Origin of the sequence: Photobacterium malacitanum (genome assembly GCF_900185615.1) — a bacterium.
GTDB lineage: Bacteria > Pseudomonadota > Gammaproteobacteria > Enterobacterales > Vibrionaceae > Photobacterium > Photobacterium malacitanum.
Genome location: NZ_FYAK01000003.1, coordinates 358,125 through 381,923, shown reverse-complemented (window position 1 = coordinate 381,923; position 23,799 = coordinate 358,125). Strand labels below are relative to the sequence as shown.

Annotated in this window: 17 protein-coding genes; 8 read left to right on the top strand and 9 right to left on the bottom strand. The window is 40.0% G+C overall.

What is annotated here, in order from left to right:
• Nucleotides 1-9: 9 nt before the first annotated feature.
• The 3 genes from torT to PMAL9190_RS11040 all read left to right on the top strand — a co-directional run bounded on the left by torT (nucleotide 10) and on the right by PMAL9190_RS11040 (nucleotide 2,817).
• Entirely contained in the window at nucleotides 10-1,080 is a 1,071-nt protein-coding gene (gene torT, locus PMAL9190_RS11050) for a TMAO reductase system periplasmic protein TorT (protein ID WP_087845238.1), read from the top strand.
• 157 nt (nucleotides 1,081-1,237) lie between these two features.
• A complete protein-coding gene (locus PMAL9190_RS11045) occupies nucleotides 1,238-1,696 on the top strand; it encodes a methylglyoxal synthase (RefSeq protein WP_087820803.1) in 459 nt (152 codons plus the stop codon).
• Nucleotides 1,697-1,836: 140 nt separating this feature from the next.
• Nucleotides 1,837-2,817, top strand: a complete 981-nt coding sequence (locus PMAL9190_RS11040; RefSeq protein ID WP_087845237.1) for an alcohol dehydrogenase catalytic domain-containing protein — start codon at nucleotides 1,837-1,839, stop codon at nucleotides 2,815-2,817.
• Nucleotides 2,818-2,905: 88 nt separating this feature from the next.
• Here PMAL9190_RS11040 and helD read toward each other — a convergent pair whose 3' ends face one another.
• Complete coding sequence (gene helD / locus PMAL9190_RS11035; protein ID WP_087845236.1) at nucleotides 2,906-4,987, bottom strand: DNA helicase IV; 2,082 nt, start codon at nucleotides 4,985-4,987, stop codon at nucleotides 2,906-2,908.
• Nucleotides 4,988-5,299: 312 nt separating this feature from the next.
• Between helD and yccS the strand changes: the two genes are divergently transcribed.
• On the top strand, nucleotides 5,300-7,483 hold the full coding sequence (gene yccS, locus PMAL9190_RS11030; protein WP_087845235.1) for a YccS family putative transporter: 2,184 nt from the start codon (nucleotides 5,300-5,302) through the stop codon (nucleotides 7,481-7,483).
• An 89-nt stretch (nucleotides 7,484-7,572) separates the two neighbouring features.
• Here the strand turns inward: yccS and PMAL9190_RS11025 are convergent, their stop codons facing one another.
• Nucleotides 7,573-7,800 (bottom strand): hypothetical protein, encoded by a 228-nt coding sequence (locus PMAL9190_RS11025; RefSeq protein WP_087845234.1) that lies wholly within the window; start codon nucleotides 7,798-7,800, stop codon nucleotides 7,573-7,575.
• Nucleotides 7,801-7,951: 151 nt separating this feature from the next.
• Nucleotides 7,952-9,124, bottom strand: a complete 1,173-nt coding sequence (gene torC / locus PMAL9190_RS11020) for a pentaheme c-type cytochrome TorC (RefSeq protein ID WP_087845233.1) — start codon at nucleotides 9,122-9,124, stop codon at nucleotides 7,952-7,954.
• A gap of 578 nt (nucleotides 9,125-9,702) precedes the next feature.
• Between torC and PMAL9190_RS11015 the strand changes: the two genes are divergently transcribed.
• Entirely contained in the window at nucleotides 9,703-12,342 is a 2,640-nt protein-coding gene (locus PMAL9190_RS11015) for a molybdopterin-dependent oxidoreductase (protein WP_087845232.1), read from the top strand.
• A gap of 98 nt (nucleotides 12,343-12,440) precedes the next feature.
• On the opposite strand, the gene PMAL9190_RS11010 is transcribed toward PMAL9190_RS11015, so the two are convergent.
• Nucleotides 12,441-14,687, bottom strand: coding sequence for a peptidase U32 family protein (locus PMAL9190_RS11010; protein ID WP_087845291.1), 2,247 nt, complete (start codon nucleotides 14,685-14,687; stop codon nucleotides 12,441-12,443).
• A 241-nt stretch (nucleotides 14,688-14,928) separates the two neighbouring features.
• On the opposite strand from PMAL9190_RS11010, the gene PMAL9190_RS11005 reads away from it, so the two are divergent.
• From PMAL9190_RS11005 to PMAL9190_RS10995, 3 genes are all read left to right on the top strand, one after another.
• A complete protein-coding gene (locus PMAL9190_RS11005; RefSeq protein WP_061000109.1) occupies nucleotides 14,929-15,117 on the top strand; it encodes a hypothetical protein in 189 nt (62 codons plus the stop codon).
• A gap of 293 nt (nucleotides 15,118-15,410) precedes the next feature.
• Nucleotides 15,411-16,061 (top strand): LysE family translocator, encoded by a 651-nt coding sequence (locus PMAL9190_RS11000; RefSeq protein WP_087845231.1) that lies wholly within the window; start codon nucleotides 15,411-15,413, stop codon nucleotides 16,059-16,061.
• Between the two features lie 303 nt (nucleotides 16,062-16,364).
• Nucleotides 16,365-17,531 carry a Card1-like endonuclease domain-containing protein gene (locus tag PMAL9190_RS10995; RefSeq protein WP_087845230.1) on the top strand — a complete coding sequence of 389 codons (1,167 nt, stop codon included), beginning with the start codon at nucleotides 16,365-16,367 and terminating at the stop codon, nucleotides 17,529-17,531.
• Between the two features lie 97 nt (nucleotides 17,532-17,628).
• On the opposite strand, the gene PMAL9190_RS10990 is transcribed toward PMAL9190_RS10995, so the two are convergent.
• The 5 genes from PMAL9190_RS10990 to PMAL9190_RS10970 form a co-directional block, all read right to left on the bottom strand.
• A complete protein-coding gene (locus PMAL9190_RS10990; protein ID WP_087845229.1) occupies nucleotides 17,629-17,859 on the bottom strand; it encodes a hypothetical protein in 231 nt (76 codons plus the stop codon).
• Between the two features lie 229 nt (nucleotides 17,860-18,088).
• Nucleotides 18,089-18,856: a uridine phosphorylase gene (gene udp / locus PMAL9190_RS10985; protein ID WP_087845228.1), complete on the bottom strand. Its 768-nt coding sequence runs from the start codon at nucleotides 18,854-18,856 to the stop codon at nucleotides 18,089-18,091.
• Nucleotides 18,857-19,243: 387 nt separating this feature from the next.
• Nucleotides 19,244-21,835 carry a zinc/cadmium/mercury/lead-transporting ATPase gene (locus PMAL9190_RS10980; RefSeq protein ID WP_087845227.1) on the bottom strand — a complete coding sequence of 864 codons (2,592 nt, stop codon included), beginning with the start codon at nucleotides 21,833-21,835 and terminating at the stop codon, nucleotides 19,244-19,246.
• Nucleotides 21,836-21,969: 134 nt separating this feature from the next.
• Nucleotides 21,970-22,443 carry a response regulator gene (locus tag PMAL9190_RS10975; RefSeq protein WP_087845226.1) on the bottom strand — a complete coding sequence of 158 codons (474 nt, stop codon included), beginning with the start codon at nucleotides 22,441-22,443 and terminating at the stop codon, nucleotides 21,970-21,972.
• Nucleotides 22,444-22,455: 12 nt separating this feature from the next.
• Nucleotides 22,456-23,781, bottom strand: coding sequence for an ATP-binding protein (locus PMAL9190_RS10970; RefSeq protein WP_087845225.1), 1,326 nt, complete (start codon nucleotides 23,779-23,781; stop codon nucleotides 22,456-22,458).
• Nucleotides 23,782-23,799 lie beyond the last annotated feature (18 nt).

The window sequence follows — 23,799 nt, the reverse complement described above, 5'->3', positions numbered from 1 at the left end:
TTGGTAACAATGCGCATTTTATTTTTTATTTTAATGATTTTATCCACTCAATCGGTGTTTGCGCTAGAGGTGATCTCATATCAACCTCCTTTTCAAACGGACAAAAAACCGACAAAAATTCAATACTCCTTTTTAACCTCGGTCACAAAACCGTGGAAAGTCTGTGCAGTGTACCCACATTTAAAAGATTCTTATTGGTTGTCGATCAATTATGGAATGGTTGAGCAAGCAAAAAAACTCGGTATTACCCTAAAAGTGCTTGAAGCTGGCGGTTATAGCAATCTTGATAAACAACAGAGTCAACTTAGAGCTTGTCACCAGTGGGGGGCTGATGCCATTATTTTAGGCACCGTAGATGCACAAGCCTATAACGGAAAGTTATCCTCTCTCATTGGCAATACTCCGGTATTTTTAATGACCAATAATATTGATTTTACTGATCCTGATATTCGTCAGCATGTAAAAGCAAAAGTTGGGGTTAATTGGTACGATATGGGTAAAGCTGCGGGGACTTATCTTGCTAAATTACATCCTAAAGGTTCCGGTAAAGTACGTATTGCATGGCTTCCTGGACCACAGTTACGTGGCGGCACTAAACCGGTTACTAAAGGTTTTAAAGCTGCGATAGCCAATAGCGATATTGAGATTGCTACCACATTATGGGATGACAACAGTAAAGAGCTACAACGTAATTTATTACAGCAATTATTTACTGACTATAAAAACATTGATTATATTGTTGCTGGTGCAGTTGCAGCTGAAGTCGCAATCAGTGAATTACGTACCAATCACATTACCGATATCAAAATTGTATCGACATATCTAAGTCATGGTGTTTACCGGGGTTTACGTCGTCATAAAATTTTATTTGCGCCCACTGATAAAATGGCAGAGCAAGCGCGATTATCAATCGATCAAACCGTGCGTTACCTCGAGAAAAAACCAATGGTACTCGATATATCGCCATTGATTGTTGATTTAACCCCTCAACACTTGCCTGCGACGGTGATTCGTAATTCATTATCACCCGCTGAGTTCCGTCCATCATTCTATGTTAATGACCATCATATCAGCCGATAACCTTAAATAAACTGGGGCCTATAAAGATTAATATCAATAATTTATGGGCCACCACTAATTTTTCGCCTAATATGATTTACACCCTGTCTAGTCTTTGATACTTATAAGTCTTATCACCTAGCTTCATCAAGATTTACTTGAGATTAAAAGGACGTTCATGATTACTACTACTCGCACAATGGCAGCTAAAAAGAACATTGCTCTCGTTGCTCATGATAATTGTAAAACGGCATTACTGCGCTGGGTGAAAGAACACCAACAAAAGTTAGCTAATCATGCCCTTTATGCAACGGGCACAACCGGCCATTTACTCGCAAAAGAAACAGGGCTACCCATTACTTGTTTAATCAGTGGCCCGATGGGAGGCGATCAACAACTGGGAGCATTAATATCAGAAAGTAAAATCGATATGATGATTTTTTTCTGGGATCCACTCAATGCTGTACCACACGATCCTGACGTAAAAGCATTGCTACGTATTTCTGCCGTGTGGAATATTCCGGTTGCAACCAACCGTGCCAGTGCGAACTTTATCGTCACCTCTCCTTTGCTTGATAAAGAAATTGATATCGAAATTCCAGATTACGATGCTTACCTAAAGCAACGCCTAGATTAACTATCTTGGCCTAATAATCAATGAAATCACAAGCCTTCGTTAATACCGAAGGCTTTTTATTATCATGATTTAGACAATATATTTAAGCCAAAATGAACAATTCATTATATGGTTATAAGTAGTCTAATAAGGAGTCGCCTATGAAAGCTTGGATGTTACAACAACCAGATGGGCTGCAAGCCTTATCACTGACAACAGCGACTAAGCCTATTCCTGCTGCTGATGAAATTTGTGTAAAAGTTGCAGCAGTAGGCCTCAATCCAATTGATTACAAACTCACCGAGTGGGGCTATGCAACATGGAATTACCCCCAAATAATAGGCCTTGATGTTGCGGGTAATATTGATAGTGTCGGCGCCAATGTCCATCAATTTAAAGTTAACGATAGAGTGATGTTCTTTGCCGATCCTCGTACTGCCGGTGGTTTTGCTGAATATGTATGTGTAAAAGCCATCGCAGTGAGTCGTATTCCATTAATACTCTCGTTTACTGATGCAGCCGCCTTACCGTGTGCAGCTTATAGTGCTTGGATAGCGGTACACGATAAATTACAAGTTGAAGCAGGCCAACATATTGCTATCACCGGAGCTGGAGGCGGTGTCGGTGGCTTTGCAGCACAATTAGCCAAACTTGCAGGCGCGCATGTTTACGCTATTGCTGAGCGACAACATCACCCTCGACTACTTAGCTATGGTATTGATGCTGTTATCAGTCCCCAACAAAACGTTGCCCTTGAGCTGATCAACCTGACTGAAGATAGATTATTACACGGCGTGATTGACTGTATATCTGCGCAATCTGGTAGCATAATGAGTGCGCTCATTCGTTATAACGGCCATATCGTCATGGTCGCTAATCAATTTGATCAGGTACCACTGCTTGCAACCACCAAAGCGTTAAGTATTCATGAAGTTGCATTACAAGGGACTTATGCTCATGGCGCACCAGAACACATCAGCCACCTTGCTGATATTGGTAATAATATTAGTGATTTAGTCGCCGATGGTCATTTATCAAGTATGGTTGAAAAGATAGTCCCTTTTGACAAACTTGCTCAAGCACTGACTGAATTAAAACAACAAACCCATTCAGGGAAAATTGTGGTACATGTCAGCACATAACATCAATTTTTTGACAAAAAAGCCCCGCTATTCGTTATCATTATTATCAATGACATTTAATGGCGGGGCTTGAGGTTATCAACCGTATTTATTTAGTACGTTTGATTTTATTATTAACTGGGTACTTATCTTCAATTAATTCATTAATAAATGGTGATGTTTTATCAGGGTTAGCACACACCCACACATGCTTTTTCGCCCGTGTTAATGCCACATAAAATAAACGTCTTTCTTCCGCATCATTATAGGTTTCAGTGCTTGATTGCATGATTGCCGCTAAACCTGTTTCACGATCCGGTGACGGGAAAATCCCTTTATTAACATCAACAATAAACACATAATCAGCTTCACGCCCTTTACTCGAATGGCATGTCATATATTCCAAGTTCAGCTGCGGCCATTGTGTTTTCCACGTTTCAAACTTCTCAGGCTTCTGCTTATTATTTCGACCAAGAATCAACACATTGGTGCTCTTGTTCTCGTAATGTTTACTAAGGCGAATCAATTCTTGCGGTAATAAATCAGTTGCTAATAACGTTACCGCTTTTTTACTCTGTTTAGTAAAGCTGGTTAGCTGCTTCTTAATTTGACTTGGATTTTGTTGAATAAACACGTTAGCCACTTCACCAATCATACTATTAAAGCGATATGTTGTTGAAAGCTCGGTAATATTACTATTGCCAAAACGACCTTCAAAATCAGTCGTTAAATTAACATCAGCCCCTGCAAAGTGATAAATAGCCTGCCAATCATCGCCAACGGCAAATAATGTTGGCGTCGTATGATCTGCCATTTTCTGATGACATAATGCTTCAATTAACGCTAATCGTTGTGGTGAAATATCTTGGTATTCATCGACCATAATATAACGCCATGGAGAGATAAACTTACCGGCTTTAACATACTCAGTAGCGACCTCAATCATACTATTAAAGTCTATCTGCTTTTTCACTTTTAAGTGCTGTAAATAGGCTTGATAGCATGGCCATAATAACGCTAACTCACTTTTCATTCGTGGTCGCATTGCAGGGTTATTATTATTTACAATCGCCTCTAGCAACGCATCTTTTTTCATTCCTGACTGGCCAAGTAACTCAATATGGCGCCATACCCAAGCTTGTAATTGCTCATTTTCAGCTTGCTGCTCCATTGAGTTTTCTTTACTAAACCCAGGTACTCGCCACTGAGTAAGGTGGCGTTGCCACTTGCTCGCTGCCGTTGAGTTATTCCATTGTTCAATTAACATCCGCGCCAACCACGCACTACGGGCACGCACATCTAATGTAATGGAAGCTACATTGGGTTTATCATGTTCAACATCACGAATAATCTGTGATCCCAAACTATGAAAAGTGGCGACTTTAATCCGATCACTGACCTTTTGCTTTAACCTATCAGTCATCTCTTCGGCAGCTTTACGACCAAACGATAGCATCAAGATATCTTCAGGTACTGCTGCCTGACTAGCAATAAGATAACCAGCACGTGCAACTAACACACTGGTTTTTCCTGTACCCGCTCCCGCTAAGACCAAATTATAATCTTGGTTAATCAAAGCCGCGGTACGTTGCGATTCATTTAAAGGGGATTTCTCAAAGCTATCAAACCATGAACCCCATTTTTGTGACTGCTGCACTAACCATTGTTGATTATGCTCTTCAACCCACGCTTGGTGTTCACCCAACCAAGGGGAGATTTTTTCAAAACTACGGGGTCTAAACGTTGCAGCAAGCTCAGGACTTAGGTCTGAATCATGTAAGCTATCATTAAGGAACTGATGTAATTCATGATGTTCAGAATGACGCAAATAGCCTGATTTATTTGAAAAAAGTGCAATTCGTTGTAGCATTTCAGGCAACATCGCATCTAATTTATCAACGCGGTTTTGTGCCCAATCTTGATAGCTACGAACTAAAAATGCAGCGAAAGGTTTACATTCGTGCCAAGGCAAACCATGAACTGTCCAACAGTATTGTTGGTTTGAAGACGTCAGCTCAAGCGCACCCCATAATACACCACGATGGATTTCAACCGACCCATCCCAGTCATCAAAAGAGATCACATCAGACGAAGTCTGACTATCTAATACCAAGCTATTACCGTCTAAAGCGATACTGTAATAATCACCTTGAACTAACCATTGTGCTAGTCGACTGGCACTTAATTGCATTGTGATTCCACCAATTGTTCCATGCTTTAATTAGGCTGTAATACTCATTACTGGCCGGTAACCGAGTTACTCAACCTCGATTGAATCATTACTTGTCACCCGTTTATCGGGATAATGTCACTTAGAATATCAATAACTCTCGTATAGCCATAGTCTTGAAACGTCTATTTGGTTAAATATTATTCCGCAAGGTAACGTTAATTTTTTTTATCAGCAATAACCCTATTTCTGTTATCTTTAGTGACGTTTTTATAACGTTAGAGAATTCTATCGTTTTCTCCATTCATTATTATCAGAAGATTGTTAATATCCATGCAAACTAAAGACTTACATGTAAATTTTCGTCGCTACTGGGTCAATGATCGTATTAATTACTCTATTCGCGTATTTATTGCGCTTGTTGGTGTTGTATTACCATGCTGGTACCTCAAAACAAACCATGCTGTTACCCCCTTAGTGCTCGGCATTATCGCTGCTGCGCTAGCTGAGTCTGACGATAATTTAACTGGCCGAATTAAAGGTCTAACGATAACTCTGATTTGTTTTTTGATTGCATCCCTTTCTATTGAAGTCTTGTTTGACTCTCCCCTTTTCTTTGCAATCGGTCTATTTTGTTCAACATTTAGTTTCATTATGCTTGGTGCGATGGGGGCGCGCTATGCCAGCATTGCCTTTGCCTCATTATTACTAGCGGTTTACACCATGCTCGGTGCTGAACATAGTGTGAATTTATGGTATCAACCGATGCTGCTCCTTGGCGGCGCATTCTGGTATGGCTGTTTATCATTAATCTGGCATATTTTGTGGCCTAACCAACCAGTACAACGCAGCCTTGCTAACGTCTTTAGTGAGTGTGCTGATTACCTTGATCATAAAAGTCAGCTTTTTGAACCTGTCGCTGATTTAGTGCCGCAACCATTACGTTTAAAAGCAGCAAGCCAAAATGCGCGGGTGGTAAATGCCTTAAACATCGCCAAAGCAACCCTATTACATCGTGCTCGCCGTGGGCAACCCAATACTACAGGCGATCGTTTTTTGACCATTTACTTTATGGCGCAAGATATTCATGAGCGCGTAAGCTCTTCACATTATCGTTACCAAGATCTGGCAGCCAACTTTAACCGCAGTGATGTGCTGTTTCGTTTCCAGCGTTTATTGCGCTCACAAGCTGTTGCATGCCGTGATATTTCAACGGCGTTAGCTATGGGAAAATCTTATACCCACAATGAAAAGAGCCTCAAAGCATTAAACGAGTTGCAAGACTCACTGCAATATTTGCACGATCAAAATAAGCCAGAATGGAAGATGTTGCTGATCCAGCTTGATTTTCTATTCAACAATTTGGCAACCGTTGAACGTCAGCTAATGAATATCAATAACCCTGATGCCACACATGTAGAAGAAGAAAATGATATCCAATTATCTGATAATGAAGCTCATGGTGTTAAAGAATTAGCAAAACGTATCAGTGCACAATGTAATACTGATTCGATGCTATTTCGTCACGCTATACGTATGGCGATTGCATTAACCGTCGGCTATGGCTGTATTCAAGTATTGGATTTACAACGTGGCTACTGGATTTTGCTCACCACGCTGTTTGTATGTCAGCCAAACTACAGCGCAACCCGCCAAAAATTACGCCAACGTGTGATAGGTACTATTGGCGGTATTTTAGCGGGTATTCCCCTGCTTTATTTATTTCCGGGACAAGAAGGTCAGTTAGTACTCATGGTGGTGGCTGGCGTGCTGTTTTTCTCGTTTAGAATGGTTAAATATGGTTGGGCAACAGCGTTTATTACTTTGCTAGTATTGTTCTGTTTTAACCAACTAGGTGAAGGTTATGCGGTTATTTTGCCTCGTTTAGGCGATACCTTGATTGGCTGTTTACTGGCAGTATTGGCGGTAACCTTTATTCTTCCTGACTGGGAATCAAAGCGTTTACACAAGGCAATGTCTGGAGCAATTCATGCCAATAAAGATTACTTAGCACAAATTATTGGTCAGTACCGTATAGGTAAACGTGATAGCTTGAGTTACCGTATTTCACGCCGAGACGCCCACAATACCGATGCTCATTTAAATACGGCAATCAGTAATATGCTGGCAGAGCCTGAGCGTTACCAAATTGATGCGAATGAAAGTTTCCGCTTCTTAACCTTAAACCATGCAATGCTAAGTTATATTTCGGCATTAGGTGCTCACAGGACACAACTTGATGATGATAAAACCCACCAGTTAGTATCAGAAGCACACCGCATTATTCACAGCCACTTAGAATGTTTAGCGACGCAACTGGCAGGTCACGCATGTCAAAGAGCGCCAGCGTTAAATGTCGATTTAGATCAACGCTTAGGACAATGGCGAGATGAAGACTGCACCTCGGTACGTATGGTGTTACAGCAACTTCACTTGATCCACCGCATGCTCCCTGAAATGCACAAACTGGCAGATCAACTTGTTCCTCAAGTGCAAAAACAAGAAGTAACTGCATAAGGTAAGTTAGCAAGATAAACCAAAGGACTGAAGGTGACACTCAGTCCTTTTATATTTTATTTATCAATCAAAATTTTACCAATACTCTCTTACACTATGCTTTCAACTAAACAAGTATTATTGGTTAATTCAATATCGTGTTTATTATTTTTTGTTATCACTTCACCACCACACACAAGCTCATCTTTTACACCAATATTTTGATAAGATCGCGCATTACCATCTCGTCCAGAACCCAAAAGAATGTATGTTAACTTACTGCACTGTTTAGCTTTATCCACATGTATTTTACGTTCTTTTCTTTGCTGGGTTTGCATAAGATTAAACTCATTTTTTCATAGTAAATCCCTTACAAAGCACAGAACACCACACCGTATAATGGCAAAAAAAGGGAACCTGATTTCTCAGATCCCCTTTCCGTTCTTGGCGTTGTGTTTAACGCAAGCTATCTATTTTTCAACGAGTGATTTACTCAGTTGCTTGCCCTGCCGCCGCAGGTGCATCTTTTGCGTTATCTTGTAGATACTTCAACAAGGTACGCTCTTCGTCTTTATTTAGCATGTAGTACTGTTGCATCGCTTTCAGACCCTGAACCCAACCATTTGCAGTTAAGTGTTTTGGATCTGGAACTGCGTGACACTGACCACAACTCGCATCAAGGATTTCTTTACCGTAAGCCCAGATTGGTTTAATGCTTGCTAGCATATTACGTTGTGTGATCCATGCAGATACTTGTAGTTGCTGCCATGTTTGACCATCTTCAGCTTTCACTGTATTTAAAATAGTTGCTGATTTTTGTAGATCGGCATTCAGTGATACAGTCTGAATCTGCTTCGCCATGTCTTGCACTAACATACCAGTTGTAGAGCCTTGTTGCTGCCAACCCGTAATTTGTACTTTAAGCATGTCGCCACTTGTACCTAACACTTGCACTTCTGATGCAGGGTATAACTGACCTTGTTCATCGCCTGATGCTGAGTCAGTAGTATACAATTTCTTCGATGCTAGTGTGTAAAGCGTTTTAGTTGCAGGCGCTTCACCAGCGTTAACTGTTAACTGCTTAAATGTTGCTTGGAAATCATTATTGATATGTGGCAACTGGTGCGCAATACCTTTGTGACACTCAATACAGTTCATATTTTTTGCAGCTGCTGTCGTCATCGCTGCTGCTGCTGCTGGAGATTGTTTAGCGTGATCCATTGCAGTATATGAGTGACAACTCTTACAGGTTGCTGAATTTGTTTCAGCCATCATACGCCACACATTTTGTGCCATGCGTAAACGGTTCGCCTCAAACTTCGCTGGCGTATCGATATCTTTACTGATGAATTCACTGTAAATATCGCCCACACCGCCCAGTTTTGCTTTCATGAAAGCAATCGGGTTATTTTCTGGAATATGACAGTCACGACATTCAGCGCGTACGCCATAAGCATTCTTATAGTGAATACTTGTTTTATATTCGTTGTAGTTTTCTTTCATTGAGTGACATGAAGTACAAAACTCGGTAGTCGAGCTAAATTTTATCGACTCGTGAAAGGTAAACACACCTGCCAGTGTGATGATCACACAGACAACAGCAATCGCTAATACTGAATAACGACTACTAGGCTTGACTAAAAAACGCCATAGTTTCTTCATGGATGGTCCAAAATGAATTAAACGTCAAAACAACGTTAAAAAAAGTGTTGCGCACAAACTAACACTAGAATGTTAACAGGGCAATGGACGCTATTAATATATAAAAATATTAATATCACAATTGATCATAGTTGTTTCAGCAAAACGATACAAAATTTTTTTTAATTAGAACTCTAAATACATTAAAACCCTAAATAATCTTTTACAAGAATAGATACAATATACAACACTCTATATAAGAATGACAAAAATCACATAAATAACAAAAACATATCACTCCAATTACAGTACGCCATTTTGTAATTGTCATACAATAAGTCGCCTATCGAGAATAATTATCAGTTATTTTTTAATTATTGTGCTAACTATTCCATTATTTACATTGAACATTAAACATTAGCGTCTATTATAGTTTTTTGTGAAAACTTATTTTCCACTTAGCAGTCTAATATATTTTATATATACGTGTAGCCTATCAAGAAATAAGTCAAATAATAGATCACTATACCGGCTAGTATTTGAATGGTGATTATGCCACTTGAACGCTTACTCATTCGGTTTGTCTTCGGAATATAAACATGACCCTATCTCGTCGTAACTTTTTAAAAGGTTCAGTAGCAACCGCAATTGCTGCTAACGGACTTACCCTTTTCCCTGCTGGTAAAGTATTTGCATCAGATACAATTACGATTCCATCAGCTACCCACTATGGTCCTTTTAAAGCAGTCGTTAAAAACGGAACATTAATTGGTGTTCAACCTATTAATGATGTTGACCCATTTCCAACAGAAATGTTAACCAAAGGTGTGTTAAGCCGTACTTACAGTGATACACGTATTAAATATCCAATGGTACGTAAATCACTATTGGAAGATCCATTAGGCGATCATAATCCTCATCTTCGTGGTAAAGAACCTTTTGTCCGTGTCGATTGGGATACCGCAATTGCATTAACTGCTTTCTGTATCGCACGTACTATTGAAAAGCACGGCAACGAAGCACTGTTTAGCTCTTCATACGGTGGTTGGTCACATTGTGGTGTTAACCGCCCTCAAACACTACAAGGCCGCTTCTTTAACCTTATTGGTGGTCAAAGTATTTGTGCCGGTGACTACTCTGCTGGTGCTTCAGAAGTTATCCTTCCACATGTCATCGGTGATATGGAAGTTTACTCACCACAAACCGCGTGGGAAATCGTTGAAAAAAATACGGAAGCAGTACTATTTATTGGCTGTGACCCTTGGAAAACAAACCGTGTAGAATTCCGTGTTGCAGATCACTCAATGCAAAAACATTGGGAGGCGTTTAAGGCAAAAGGGATTAAATTTATCTCGATTAACCCACAACAAACCCAAACAGATAAAGCCGTTGGCAGTGAAATGATCAATATCCGTCCAAATACGGATACAGCCCTATTTACTGCAATGTCTTATCACTTATACAAAACAGGTCAGCACGATAAAGCTTACATCGATAAATATACTGTTGGCTTTGATAAATACCTTGCTTATTTAATTGGTGACGAAGACGGTGTTGCGAAAACGCCTGAATGGGCTGAAGAAATTACAGGTTTACCAGCAGCAAAAATCAAAGAGTTAGCTGAACTATGTGTTACTAAACGCACCCAAATTGCTGCTGGTTGGGCATTACAACGTGCCGACCACGGTGAAATGATCCACTGGTCTATCATCAACTTTGCCGCAATTGCAGGTAAAATTGGTAAGCCAGGTGAAGGTGCCGGCTTTAGTTGGCACTATGGTAACGGCGGTATGCCAGCATCTGGTAAGCGTATGCCTATCGGTTTATCTCAAGGCCGTAACCCTATCACTAAAACCTGTCCTGTGGTTATGGTTTCAGACATGCTGAAAAACCCAGGTAAAGCCTATACTCGTGATGGCGCAAACCTTACCTTGCCAAAAGCTAAACTTATCTACAACGCAGGTAATAACTTACTGTCTCACCAACAAGACACTAACGAGTTAATCAACGCGCTGAACGATAATATTGATACCATCATTTGTCATGAACCTTGGTGGTGTGCTACGGCAAAATACTCTGATATCGTATTGCCAACCACCACCACTCTTGAGCGTGATGACATTTCATCTGGCGGTACTTACAGCAACAACAAAATCTACGCAATGCGTCAAGTCATTGAGCCTGTAGGTGAAAGCCTAGATGACTACGAAATTTTCTCTCGTCTTGCTTTCATGTTTAACGTACATAAAGAGTTTACCGATGGTAAAACTATGTACCAACATGTTAAAGCATCTTATGAAGCCTCTGACGCAACAGAAGATTTTAAAACATTCTGGCAAAATGGTATCACTCATGTAACAACGCCTGATGCAGCAAATAGCTTTGTTCGTCATGGTGATTTCTATGCAGATCCTGATAAAAACCCATTGCATACACCAAGTGGTAAAATCGAGCTTTACAGTGAAACACTGGCTGGATTTAAAGCTAAAGGTTGTCCACCAATGCCACAATGGATTCCACCATTTGAATGGTTAGGTAATGCTAAAAAAGGTCAAGTTCACGTACTAAGTCCACACCCATGGATGCGTCTGCACTCACAAATGGCGAATGCTGATGTTAACAGCTATGAATCTGTTGATGGACGTCAAATCGTTCTTATTAACAAACAAGATGCTGAAGAACGTGGCGTGAAAGACGGCGATGTGGTTGAGGTGTATAACGAGCGCGGTACTCTACTTGCTGGTGCGCGTATCACTGATGAAGCAATGCCTGGTGTTATCTACATTCACGAAGGTGCATGGCTACAACTTGATAGCAAAGGCCGTTGTAACTCAGGTTCAATCAACATGCTAACAAGTAGTCAACCAACCAGTGGTCTAGCACAAGCAACCAGTGCTAATACTTGTTTGGCTTACTTTAAGAAATGTACTGATGCGGAAACACCAAACCAAGCTTACATGCCACCTAAGATTGTGAAATCAGACTTTAAAGTTGATATCTGGTCATTACAACTAGGTAAGCGCCTGAAAGCGGTAGCCGCAGAACAAGGCCCTGCTCAGTCACCAGGTGAGAAGTTATTCTACGGTAGCTGTACGCTTTGTCACGCAGCACCGCATCCTAGCGACTTTACTTACAAACAGTGGAAAGGTATTACTAACAGTATGTTCCCACGTGCTGGTCTAAACGAAAAAGATCGCAAACTTGTTCTTGATTTCCTAAAAGACAACGCTAAAAAGTAATTAAGAGTTCGCTATTTATTAGCTAACAAAAAGCCCCGCAGAACATATATTCTGCGGGGCTTTTTATTGTAAAAGCTTACTTATTGTCAATAAACTTATTACAAGCCTTTGGTGTACTGATTACACGTATGACCAATAATAGCGGCTTCAATTTCACTACGTGCCAGTTCATTATTACCTGCAACATACTGATTAAATAATGTCGTCAATTCCGCTTTTGATACCGTCACTTGGGTATCAGTTTTAATAGCCCGTAAATCCACCATAAAGCCAGTAAATTTATTCTGAACCTCAGCCACAATATCCAAGTTTAAAAAGTTCTCAGGGTTATATAGCGCATTATGATCGCCACGCTGTTTATCAACCACAAATGATGCTTCAGTAAGATTAATGATCGATGCAGACTTATCACATTTTCGTAAGCATTTATCGTCAAAACGCTTCTTTTTGCAACCAACGGTTTGATGGAATAAACACTGGCGGCTCATTAATAACATCATTGGATGATAAATGCTGTAATACAATTCAAACCCAGCAGGCGCAACAATTGGCTTAATTTGCGAACGTTTGATCTCATTAGAAATAAACGCCCCTACACAACCAAATTCTTGCTGCAAGCACTCAAGGCTCAAGCTATTACTGATGTTCATTTGCGGGCCAGCTATCCACGCCAAACCTAATTGATGTGCAGCATAGCCAACACCACTATTATTAGTCACAATGCGTGATGGTTTCACTTGCTCAAGGAACGTCACTGCAGCTTGGTAATTATCGCCAATCAAAATGGCGGGGAACCAAGGGATCAAATGTGGGTTTTGTTGGAACAAAGAGACTAATTTTAGCCCTTCCATTGCCATCGCTTCAGGCAACTGATAATACACAGCTGTATTTGGCTGACTCACTGCGTCAATATCAGCAGGATTGGCAATTAACACAGATAGCGACGGTGTCAGTGCAGGTTGTGGCGCTCGCACAGCTTTTGGTAACTCAAACGGCTCCACCAGCGGCTGATCACCATTTAATACACATGCAATTTGATCACGCATCATGGTGAGCTCTTTAAACGGCACCATCACATCACCCGCTAATTGGGTTAAATTCATCGGCGTTAGTAAGTATTCGCCGTTATTTAAGCTACGAAAGCGTTTTTCAAAGCAATCACTATCAAGCACCGTATGCTCAGACTGTCGTAATAACGATGTTGATGCTACTTCAAACTGCTGTAATGGCGTTGTTACGCGAATAATCAGTGGTTGTCCTACCTGACCAATAATCGTCAACTCTAAGGCTAATAAGCTAATATCTAAATCAGCAATTCGCTCTTCAACAGTTTGAATAATTGTGGTTTTATCATCATATAATTTTTGTTTAACCGCTTGGATTTCCGTCTCAGATTTAGCATCAGCAATCTGTGCAAAGTGATCAACAGAGTTATCTCGAGGATTATCAATAAACATTGCTTTATTGATATCACCCATTAAATATGAATTTGAAAAATCACGGTTAAATACGGTATATAACTCACGCGTATCCGCTAATAATGGTTTTTGATTACAATAATTGTCTAACTGACGACTCCAATTATCGACGACGGTATACACATAGTGAGATTTTTTAATCCGCCCTTCAACCTTTAAGGAATATACGCCAGCATCAGCCAGTGCTTCTAAATTTGAAAATGCAGAATTGTCTTTCATATTAAGCGGGTAATCTTTTCCCACCGCCGTTGTCTGATATTGATCACGACAAGGCTGACTACAACGACCACGGTTACCTGAATTACCATTTTTAGCCGAACTTATATAGCACAGGCCTGAGAAGCCAATGCAATATGAACCATGCACAAACACTTCCATCAGTACATTATGCTGATGACCAAACTGCGCTAAATGTTTTATTTCTTTAATATTAAGTTCACGCGATAAGTTTACACGGCTAGCATTAAGCTGCCCCATAAATAAAATTTGACCTTCATTATGGCTATTAACTTGAGTAGATGCATGAACGTCAAGCGTTGGAAAATGCTGCTTGATTAAGTGAAATAGCCCTAAGTCTTGTAAAATAACACCATCAATTTTAGTGTTGACCAACTTATTTAGCAGTCGAATAACCGCTGGAATTTCACTTTCTAAAATCATGATATTAAGCGTAAGAAAGATCTTACAATCACGCTGATGCGCAACACGAACAATGCCGTTTAAATCTTCAAACGTAATATTGGTTGCACGATTACGGGCATTAAAATTATCTAGGCCGCAATAAATAGCATCCGCACCCGCGACAATTGCCGCTTTAATCGACTCTATATCGCCACCCGGAGCTAACAGCTCAAAATTACTTCTCATCGCGTTATGACCCATCTATAACCGTGCCTTTAAAAAACATACTCATCTTGTGAGCGGTTATTCTACCTGTGAGGGCGATTAAGTCCAATTTTGGAAGAGAAATCACAGCCTGTAATAGGCTTTAGTTACTTTTTATCAGCAAACAATTTATTCAAATATTCCTTCTTTGAATAAATATCGATACTATGACCCCATAAATATATTTTACTGATTTATCGTGATATCAAGGATAAAAACAATAATGACGACTCAACCACAACTGACAGAAGCACAAAAATCAGCCATTGAAGAAATGGTTATTAACCGCGTTAATGCAATGAACAATGATGCTGTTTTGTGTGAAGCGATTGATAATAAAGTCCACAGCATGGAAGAACATTTAAAAGCTTATTTTCATGAGCGATTTCATTTCCACCGCAATAAAGCATAATAAAAACCAGACAAAACAGTTTTAAAAACAGCCACTAACTGATCATTACATTGGAGCTTTAATAGCACTTATTAATGGTCAGTTTTTTTATTTCACTACATATTGCTGGCCTTTATTGTTCTAAAACCCCATCCTCACACCAAGTAGCCTACCTTCAAATAACCAAAAACAGACAATTAATACACAAGAACACTACAATGAAGTAAAAAACACCAGCTATTGATTATAAGCCATAGAATGAAACTATTTATTGTGTAAAATATAGTCTTCTGCACTCCAACTTTGTTTTTACCATGATTGATTTAAATATATTGCCGCTTTACCTCACAGCCGTGATCGCCTTATTGCTTATTCCCGGACCAGACATGTTACTCATTGCGAGTTCAAGTTTAACTTACGGTCGAAAAGTCGGTATTTATGCAAGCTTAGGTAACGCTACCTCAGGTATTTTATTAACAATTTTAGCAGCGCTGGGTGTATCAGCACTGATTGCAATGAATCCAATCGCATTGCATGTTTTACGCCTAGTCGGTGGCGCTTATTTATTAAAAATGGGCTGGGACTGTATGCGTACTCATCCTGATGACGCCCCTCAAGAACTAGAACATAGCAATAAAATGGCATCAACGTTATATCGCCGTGCGGTGTTTACTAATTTACTTAACCCAAAAGCACTGATTTTCTTTGTACTGTTTTTACCACAGTTTGTTTCAACGCACGTGGCGACATCGTCTGGCGAACAGATGCTAGTACTTGGACTTCTGTTAAATGTTTTAGGGTTATTATTTAATCTATTTTTAGTCACCACCATTGGCGTATTTGGGCAATCATTACTAAAGAATGAAAAATTCCGTAATAATCAACATAAATTCATGGGATTAATATTCTTTGTGCTTGCTATTTGGTTATTAGCATCGCAACTACCAACACCACCAAGTATGTAAGTTATTATTGATAACTATGTTTCCAACAAAAAAAATGCCATTAATTGCAGTGGCATTTTTAAAAAATACGTTAGCTATCTAAAAAAGATGACTAAAAATAGTGTATTAGAGAAAATAAATGAATAGGTAACAAGCTAAATTTATATGAGAATAATTAGTCTATAAAATTTGACTTGAATTTCACACTAAAAAACCTCATATACATACCTTATAGATGTGCTGCGCACGCTTACCTTTTCATTTCTTTTATTTAATGCGCACCACAATATTACGCCCAATATGTTGGGCGCATTAAGGATTATTATGATTACTCACGTTGGCATTATTGATCAGGATCCAGTCCGTCTGATCACTCCATTATTAGACGAAGCAATACCTGCAGATAAAATGGTGTTTATTGGTACTGAACAACAACAACAACAATACGATCGCCTCGCTTCTATTCTGACTCCACGAAACATTATTGTTGAATTTTTCATCATTCCCGACATTATTAATGTCACCCAAATTCGACAACGCCTTAACCAACTAGCCGACCAATTAAAACAAGACAGCCGCGATGTGTGGTTTAATGCAAGCTGTGGTTTACGTCACCGCTTATTGTCTGCTTATGAAGTCTTCCGCTCTTTCCATTGGCCTATTTACGTCATTGAGCCTTTCAGTGATGAAATGTGTTGGTTATTCCCTAATGACCGTGAACAACAACAAGTTCAAGATCGTATTCAAATTACTGACTACTTAACAATCTTTGGTGCTCGCTGTGAGTTATCTGATAATCCGATGCCAGAATCGCTTAACGACCAATTATGGGAATTAGGTCAACGTTGGGCAAGTTCAGCATTAGAATTAGGTCCAGGTTTAGCGACGCTTAACTATCTTGCAACAACATGTCGTAAAGAACAAATATTACATGTTGAGCTTAGTGAAAAACAACAAGGCTATAAAGAACTCGGTACATTACTAACAGATTTAGAAGAAACAGGTTTAGCGACATACCATAATGGTATTTTGACATTTAAACATGAAGAAGCACGTCGATTTGCTAATGGCGAGTGGCTAGAAAGCTTGGTTCATAGTACTGTTCGTGCTATTCAAAATAAACTGCCAACCATTCAAGATCACTCTTTAGGTGTGCAAGTTTACCGTAAAATTGGTGAGCGTGAAGTACGTAATGAACTCGATGTAGCCACTATCGTTAACAATAAGCTCCATATCATTGAATGTAAGACCAAAGGTATGCGTGATGATGGTGATGATACCTTATATAAACTAGAATCATTACGAGACCTACTTGGTGGTTTACAAGCACGTGCAATGCTCGTCAGTTTCCGTCCTTTGCGTCATCACGATTTAGTCCGCGCACAAGATTTAGGCTTAGCTATTATTGGTCCAGATCAACTGGGTGATTTATATACCCACCTTTATGATTGGCTTAAAGGTGCCGGTGGCGAAGCACATAATCCAGCATAATAAATAGGTGTAAAATACTGTTATCAAAAAAGGCCTTATCAAAAGGCCTTTTATTTAAATCAAATATTGATTATCGTTTAATACTGCTTGAGAACACCTATCCAAGCCGATTAAAAACAACCCCAGCAGCTTGTGGTTTTTGTGAGTGATGCTGGCCATCATCTAATACTAACGTCATCGTCGTCGTGTTCTCGCCCACTGTTGCAATAATATCTCTTACAACAAACACATCACCTAAATAAGCAATTTTCATCTGTAATACAGGAGAAATAGGCAGTGCGACAATATCTTGATGTCCATTCGGAAAGGTAATTTTATAATCAATCATATCTATAATTTCACTCAGCAAAACAAATCTTCATTCTACATTAAATAGAAATGAATGGTTAAATTCCTAACTAATTAATATATTAGTAATTAATTGCATTTCAACCTTACAATATTCAACATCACCAATAAAATCAAATCAAAACAAAAAAACCGACACTTCATTATAAGCATCGGTTTTATAGTCTAGTTTATATCTGTACTGTTAATTACATTCAGTACATATATATTTACTTGGTCAGCATCTGACGTGCAGCTTCAACAACAATTTTAATTGAACGTGCTTCAGTTTCTTTTAATGTTGCGTGATCAGGGATTTCTTTTTGAGTACGGTTGATGATAACACCAGCAACACAACCTGCACGTAAACCAGAACTTGCACACATAGTTAATAATGTTGCAGATTCCATTTCAAAGTTAAGTACACCCATTTCCTGCCACTCTTTCATTGAGCCTTGGAAGCGACGTACAACACGGCCAGAGAATGTGTCGTAACGCTCTTGACCTGGGTAGAAAGTATCACTAGAAGCTGTTACGCCTGTGTGTACAGTCGCACCTGCATCATCACATGCTTGTTTCATCGCTGTCGCTACAGTGAAATCAGCAACTGCAGGGAATTCCATTGGGGCAAAGTGAAGACTTGCGCCATCAAGACGAACAGAGCCTGTCGTTACAATCATATCGCCAGGGTTAATATTAGGTTGGATCGCACCTGTTGTACCAACACGTAGGAACGTTGTTACACCAAGTTGTGCTAATTCTTCAACTGCGATTGAAGTTGATGGGCCACCAATACCCGTAGAACAAATTACTACCGGCTTACCATCTAGTTGTGCACGGTATACGGTATATTCACGTGCACTTGATAAGAACTCAGGGTTGTCCATTAGGTTGGCAATTTTTTCTACACGAGCAGGATCACCTGGGATAATCGCTAATTCAGCGCCGTTAAGATCGGCTTTATTAACACCTAGGTGGAACACTTTATTGTCAGACATAATGATACCCTTTAAATTTAATCGCTCTGTTGTAGGCACAGAGATGGATAATTATCGTTAATTTTTATGATTTGACAGTGAACGTAATACGCAACATAACAACAACGTCTGTCAAAAACTATTGTAACGATAACGGAAGCTGAAACTGTTTTTAGTGAGTTGAATCACATTAAATGAAAGCAATGAAATTTTTAGTTACAAATTAACAAGATCTAGATCACAGTAAAACGTTTTCCTATCGAGCTCATCACAAAAATTTAGCAACGTTCATCTAACGTTTTGGTTGCAGATTACACTGCCAATGAGCGACAAAATAAAAAAGCAGAATAGTGTTTAACCTATTCTGCTTATCATTATTGTGCTAATTATTGTAGCCGATGAGCTCGATTATTGCTTGGGCTTAAAACGCAATAAACGCAGCGCATTTAATGTCACTAAAGCAGTTGCACCACTATCAGCTAACACCGCAACCCATAATCCGGTCACACCAAGTAAAGTTGTCACTAAGAACACGCCCTTAAGACCTAATGCAAGACCGATATTCTGACGAATATTATTTAAAGTTGCTCGCGATAATTCAATCATTACTGGTAGCTCAGCTAACCGGTTATGAGTAATGGCAGCGTCTGCTGTTTCAAGTGCGACATCGGTACCGCCCCCCATTGCTATACCAATAGTGGCAGTTTTCATTGCTGGTGCGTCATTAATACCATCACCAATCATTGCTACACTTTGAACGTCATTTAACTTACGAATTTCAGAGACTTTATCTGCGGGTAATAAACTTGCGCGGTAATCAATATTGATTTCTTTCGCAATCGCTGCTGCGGCACGCGTATTGTCACCAGTAAGCATCACTGATTTAATACCCAACTTATTTAGTTTCTCAATCGCAATTAACGCATCATCACGTAAATTATCTCGCCATGCTACTAAACCAACAGCTTGCGTATTACGAACAGCAACCACTAAAGTTTTACCTTCATTTTCTAATGCTGTCGCTTGTTGCTGTTGCGCATCTGTTAAGACGATATCTTGTGGTAAACGATCAGCGGCACATAATAAGAATTTATCGCCTTCGGTAATACCTTGAATACCACGACCAACTAAGGTTTCACGCTCAGTGGCTTCAACAACAGTAAGCTGCTGTTGTTGCGCATGATTTACCACCGCTTTTGCCAATGGATGTAATGACCCCGCTTCAACTGCTGCCGCCTGACGTAATAATTTAGCGTCATCGTTATCCCAACAAATGATGTCGGTAACCACGGGCTTACCTTCTGTTAGGGTACCGGTTTTATCAAACGCAACCACTTCAATATGACCCAACTGTTCTAGCGCTGCACCACCTTTAATTAGTGCACCACGACGTGCTGCTGCCGCCAAACCTGATGTAATGGCCGCTGGGGTTGAAATAACTAACGCACACGGACAAGCAATCAATAATAATGCGAGGCCTTTATAAATCCATTCATCCCATGATTGACCAAAGACTAGCGGTGGAATAACAACCACTAACGCCGCTAATAAAATCATGCTTGGTGTATACCAACGACTGAATTTATCCAGGAAACGCTCAAGAGGCGCTTTACGTGATTCAGCATCTTCAATCATATGTAAAATACGATCGATAGCATTGTCACCTTGCGCTGAAATAATGGTTAAACGCACCACTTTATCAGATGCCATACTACCGGCCATGACTTTTTCACCAGGCGTTCGCTCAACAGGAACTGATTCACCAGTTAATGCACTTTCATCAAAACTGGCGATAACATCAAGCACTTGACCGTCTGCAGGTAAACGCTCACCCGGCACGACTTCAATCACATCACCCGGTTTTAATTCAGCCGCTGATAATTTGGTTTTACTGCCATCAGCTAAAATAACCGTCGCTTCTTCTGGCACTAAATCCATTAATGCTTTTACACCACTACGTGCACGAGAAGCGGCATAACCTTCAAGTTGTTCACCGATAAGGAACAACAAAATCACCATCGCAGCTTCTGCCGTTTCACCAAGGTATAATGCCCCGATAGCAGCAACTGACATTAATGTTTCAATCGAAAACGGTGTGCCTGATTTTGTTAGAACAACCGCTTTTTTCAAAATAGGGAATAAACCGACAATCGTCGTTAAAGTAAAGGCTAATAGCCCAGCCTCAGCTGAAACGGTTTTATTTAAGACAAAAGAAATCACCATCATCAAAGCAATAACAATTACCGTGAGATGTTGAGAAAAGAAAGATTGTGTTGGTAGGTCGGCAGCCTTCGTCGCTGAAGACACTAATGTAAAACCGGTTTGTTTGGCTTTATTTTCTATTTCAAGTTTTAGCGTTTCTGCATCTGCTTGCTGGTTATCATGGAGATTAACAATCAATTTTTCAGTTGCAAACATCACTTTCGCAGTATCAACAGCAGCTAACGCCATTATGGCTTTTTCAAGTTTAGCAGCACAGCTAGGACAGTCCATGCCTAACACTTTCCAGCTAAATGTTTTACCATGAGCATTATTGGTTAGAGAAGCTTCTAACGCTAATTCTTGTTGTTTACTCATGCTTGGTGCTGAACAACAGTGACCACTATGAACATGCTCGCTATGATGGTGTTCATGTGTACCGTTGGCATCTAAGGCGTGATCATGACCATCACTATGTTTATTCTCAGCAGCTTGATGGCTATTTTTTACAACTGCGGTATCACCACCAGCGACATGAGCGCCAGTAATAGTAAAACTTGATTTTTTAGTGACGCAACGGACAGCATCACTGGTCGATGTTGAACAACAGCCACTCGCCGCGGGGCCTTCGGTGTCATTATCACCATACCCTTCTGCATCTTTATTGGTTGAACAACACTCTGAAGTGACGCTTGAACAACAATCCGTCGTCGCGGCAACAACAGTAACGGTTGCTTTATTAGCAACCGTTGATTTGGTTGTATGAATATGATCTTTTTTATTATGACATTGAGCACACATAATCGTTCTCCTTGGGTGCTATGAGGTTTTGCTACTGATAACTATAAACCTTTGAGTTAAGACCAAGGTCAAGATAAATAGTGATAATAATTATCATCAGTAAATAAATATACTCTTACACCCGTAGAGACTAATTAACGTAAACGCCTTAAAACTGTTGTGTTATCAATCACATCACCCCAAAGAGTATAATCTAATCCCATATCAAAAATGTATTCGGTTACTAATGTTCGCACACAGTTCACCAGCACTTCTGCATCCCATGGTTTTTCAAAATAACTTTCAATACGTGCTTGATTGATAGCTGCGATGGTATCTTGATGGGTCGCTTGACCCGTTAACAACACCTTTTTAGTGTGAATAAAGCGACTGTCATTAGCGACGGCTGTTAATAACTCGACCCCACTTTTACCAGGCATCACATGATCTGAAATAACCACGCCAATAAACTGACCTTCAGCATCAAGCTCATCCATCAAAGCTAAAGCTTCATCTGCAGACTCACAATCTTCCAATAAAAAAGCAGGTTCAAATTGTGCTAAGTCTTTTAATACTGCACTCAACACTTCACGTTGATCATCAACGCAAATAATCGTAATTTTTTCCATAATAACCGTCCTTTACGTTATCGGTAGTTTGATTCTAAATGTGGTCCGTTGATGATCACTTTTCACCACAATCGTACCGCCATAACTGTTCACAATACGTTGTACTATTGCTAACCCCAATCCTAAACCAAACGATAACCCGCCTTTTTTAGTACTAAAATTTGGATTGAAAATTTTACGTCGCGTCACTTCATCAATCATTGGACCATTATTAGTAATAGTGACCAATAACTTATTTTTAACACTTCGTGTTGCAATTTCAATCTGTGGTGCAGGCGTATGTTCCATGGCATCACACGCATTTTTGATCAGATTAACCCACACTTGTACGAGCTCAGTCACACTTGCAGTTAATGGCGGTAAAATAGCAGGCCGCAATACCACTTCCACGTAACGTAAATTACTTTGTAATAACGCCAATGACTTATGCAAGGTGTCGTTAATATCAACATCAGGGATACGTGCATGATCACCGCCGCCTAACTGCTTCACTGAACGCACAATACTGGCAGCATGGCGTGCAGCTAATCGAATGTCCCGTAAGTCACGGCCGCTATCCCAACAAATTAACGCAGCATCAATATCATCAAGCCAATTTTCAGGAACCTCCCCTTCTGGTAAGGCACGTGCAAGGGTTCGAGCTTGTTCTCGAGTTAACCGATATTGCTGCTGTAAAACTCTGGTGCGCTCACGGACTTGCGCTGAACTGATGGTTTGCCCATGACTGATCCCATGCTGTAAAAATGGGGTCATTTGCGGCTGGTTATCCTCAACAAATTGGCTCACTGCGGTCTGTATATTTTCTGTTTTACTGCTGATGACACCAATCGCATTATTAAGTTCATGCGCGATACCAGCAGCTAACTGACCTAAGGTTGTCATTTGCTCAGTAGCGTAGAGCTTTTGCAAGGCTTTTTCTTTTTCTAACGCCGCAATACCCGTTAACATTTGGCGCGTAGCCAGTTCATGCACCATGACCGGCATAAATTGCTCGGCTAATGATCCATAATGCTCCGGTTCAACCGCTTGCGTTGATAAGTCAATCCATGCAATTTCACTGTCTTTTTCAGCTACCACCGTTGTTGATGCGACTAATGTTTGCGCAAAGAAACTATGGACGCCAAAAAACATCCCTTCTTTAACCACAAACACCTGGGCGCTTAAACCATTTTCTGCACTTTTTAAATAGCCAGATAACTCGCCTTGTTTAACCCAATATAGACGATCGTTATAGCCTTCTTGACGTAAAACTTCAGTGCCAGCAGTAACTGCAATCGTCGTCGCAGGATCTTGAAAATAAGTGTCAATGATACGTTTTAATGCTTTAGGTTGATTCATGGCATCATCCTTTATTCA

What these genes read in the sequence shown, in the direction of transcription:
- torT (WP_087845238.1), top strand. Translation starts at nt 10, where the DNA reads ATGCGCATTTTATTTTTTATTTTAATGATTTTATCCACTCAATCGGTG.
- PMAL9190_RS11045 (WP_087820803.1), top strand. Translation starts at nt 1,238, where the DNA reads ATGATTACTACTACTCGCACAATGGCAGCTAAAAAGAACATTGCTCTC.
- PMAL9190_RS11040 (WP_087845237.1), top strand. Translation starts at nt 1,837, where the DNA reads ATGAAAGCTTGGATGTTACAACAACCAGATGGGCTGCAAGCCTTATCA.
- helD (WP_087845236.1), bottom strand. Translation starts at nt 4,987, where the DNA reads ATGCAATTAAGTGCCAGTCGACTAGCACAATGGTTAGTTCAAGGTGAT.
- yccS (WP_087845235.1), top strand. Translation starts at nt 5,300, where the DNA reads ATGCAAACTAAAGACTTACATGTAAATTTTCGTCGCTACTGGGTCAAT.
- PMAL9190_RS11025 (WP_087845234.1), bottom strand. Translation starts at nt 7,800, where the DNA reads ATGCAAACCCAGCAAAGAAAAGAACGTAAAATACATGTGGATAAAGCT.
- torC (WP_087845233.1), bottom strand. Translation starts at nt 9,124, where the DNA reads ATGAAGAAACTATGGCGTTTTTTAGTCAAGCCTAGTAGTCGTTATTCA.
- PMAL9190_RS11015 (WP_087845232.1), top strand. Translation starts at nt 9,703, where the DNA reads ATGACCCTATCTCGTCGTAACTTTTTAAAAGGTTCAGTAGCAACCGCA.
- PMAL9190_RS11010 (WP_087845291.1), bottom strand. Translation starts at nt 14,687, where the DNA reads ATGAGAAGTAATTTTGAGCTGTTAGCTCCGGGTGGCGATATAGAGTCG.
- PMAL9190_RS11005 (WP_061000109.1), top strand. Translation starts at nt 14,929, where the DNA reads ATGACGACTCAACCACAACTGACAGAAGCACAAAAATCAGCCATTGAA.
- PMAL9190_RS11000 (WP_087845231.1), top strand. Translation starts at nt 15,411, where the DNA reads ATGATTGATTTAAATATATTGCCGCTTTACCTCACAGCCGTGATCGCC.
- PMAL9190_RS10995 (WP_087845230.1), top strand. Translation starts at nt 16,365, where the DNA reads ATGATTACTCACGTTGGCATTATTGATCAGGATCCAGTCCGTCTGATC.
- PMAL9190_RS10990 (WP_087845229.1), bottom strand. Translation starts at nt 17,859, where the DNA reads ATGATTGATTATAAAATTACCTTTCCGAATGGACATCAAGATATTGTC.
- udp (WP_087845228.1), bottom strand. Translation starts at nt 18,856, where the DNA reads ATGTCTGACAATAAAGTGTTCCACCTAGGTGTTAATAAAGCCGATCTT.
- PMAL9190_RS10980 (WP_087845227.1), bottom strand. Translation starts at nt 21,835, where the DNA reads ATGTGTGCTCAATGTCATAATAAAAAAGATCATATTCATACAACCAAA.
- PMAL9190_RS10975 (WP_087845226.1), bottom strand. Translation starts at nt 22,443, where the DNA reads ATGGAAAAAATTACGATTATTTGCGTTGATGATCAACGTGAAGTGTTG.
- PMAL9190_RS10970 (WP_087845225.1), bottom strand. Translation starts at nt 23,781, where the DNA reads ATGAATCAACCTAAAGCATTAAAACGTATCATTGACACTTATTTTCAA.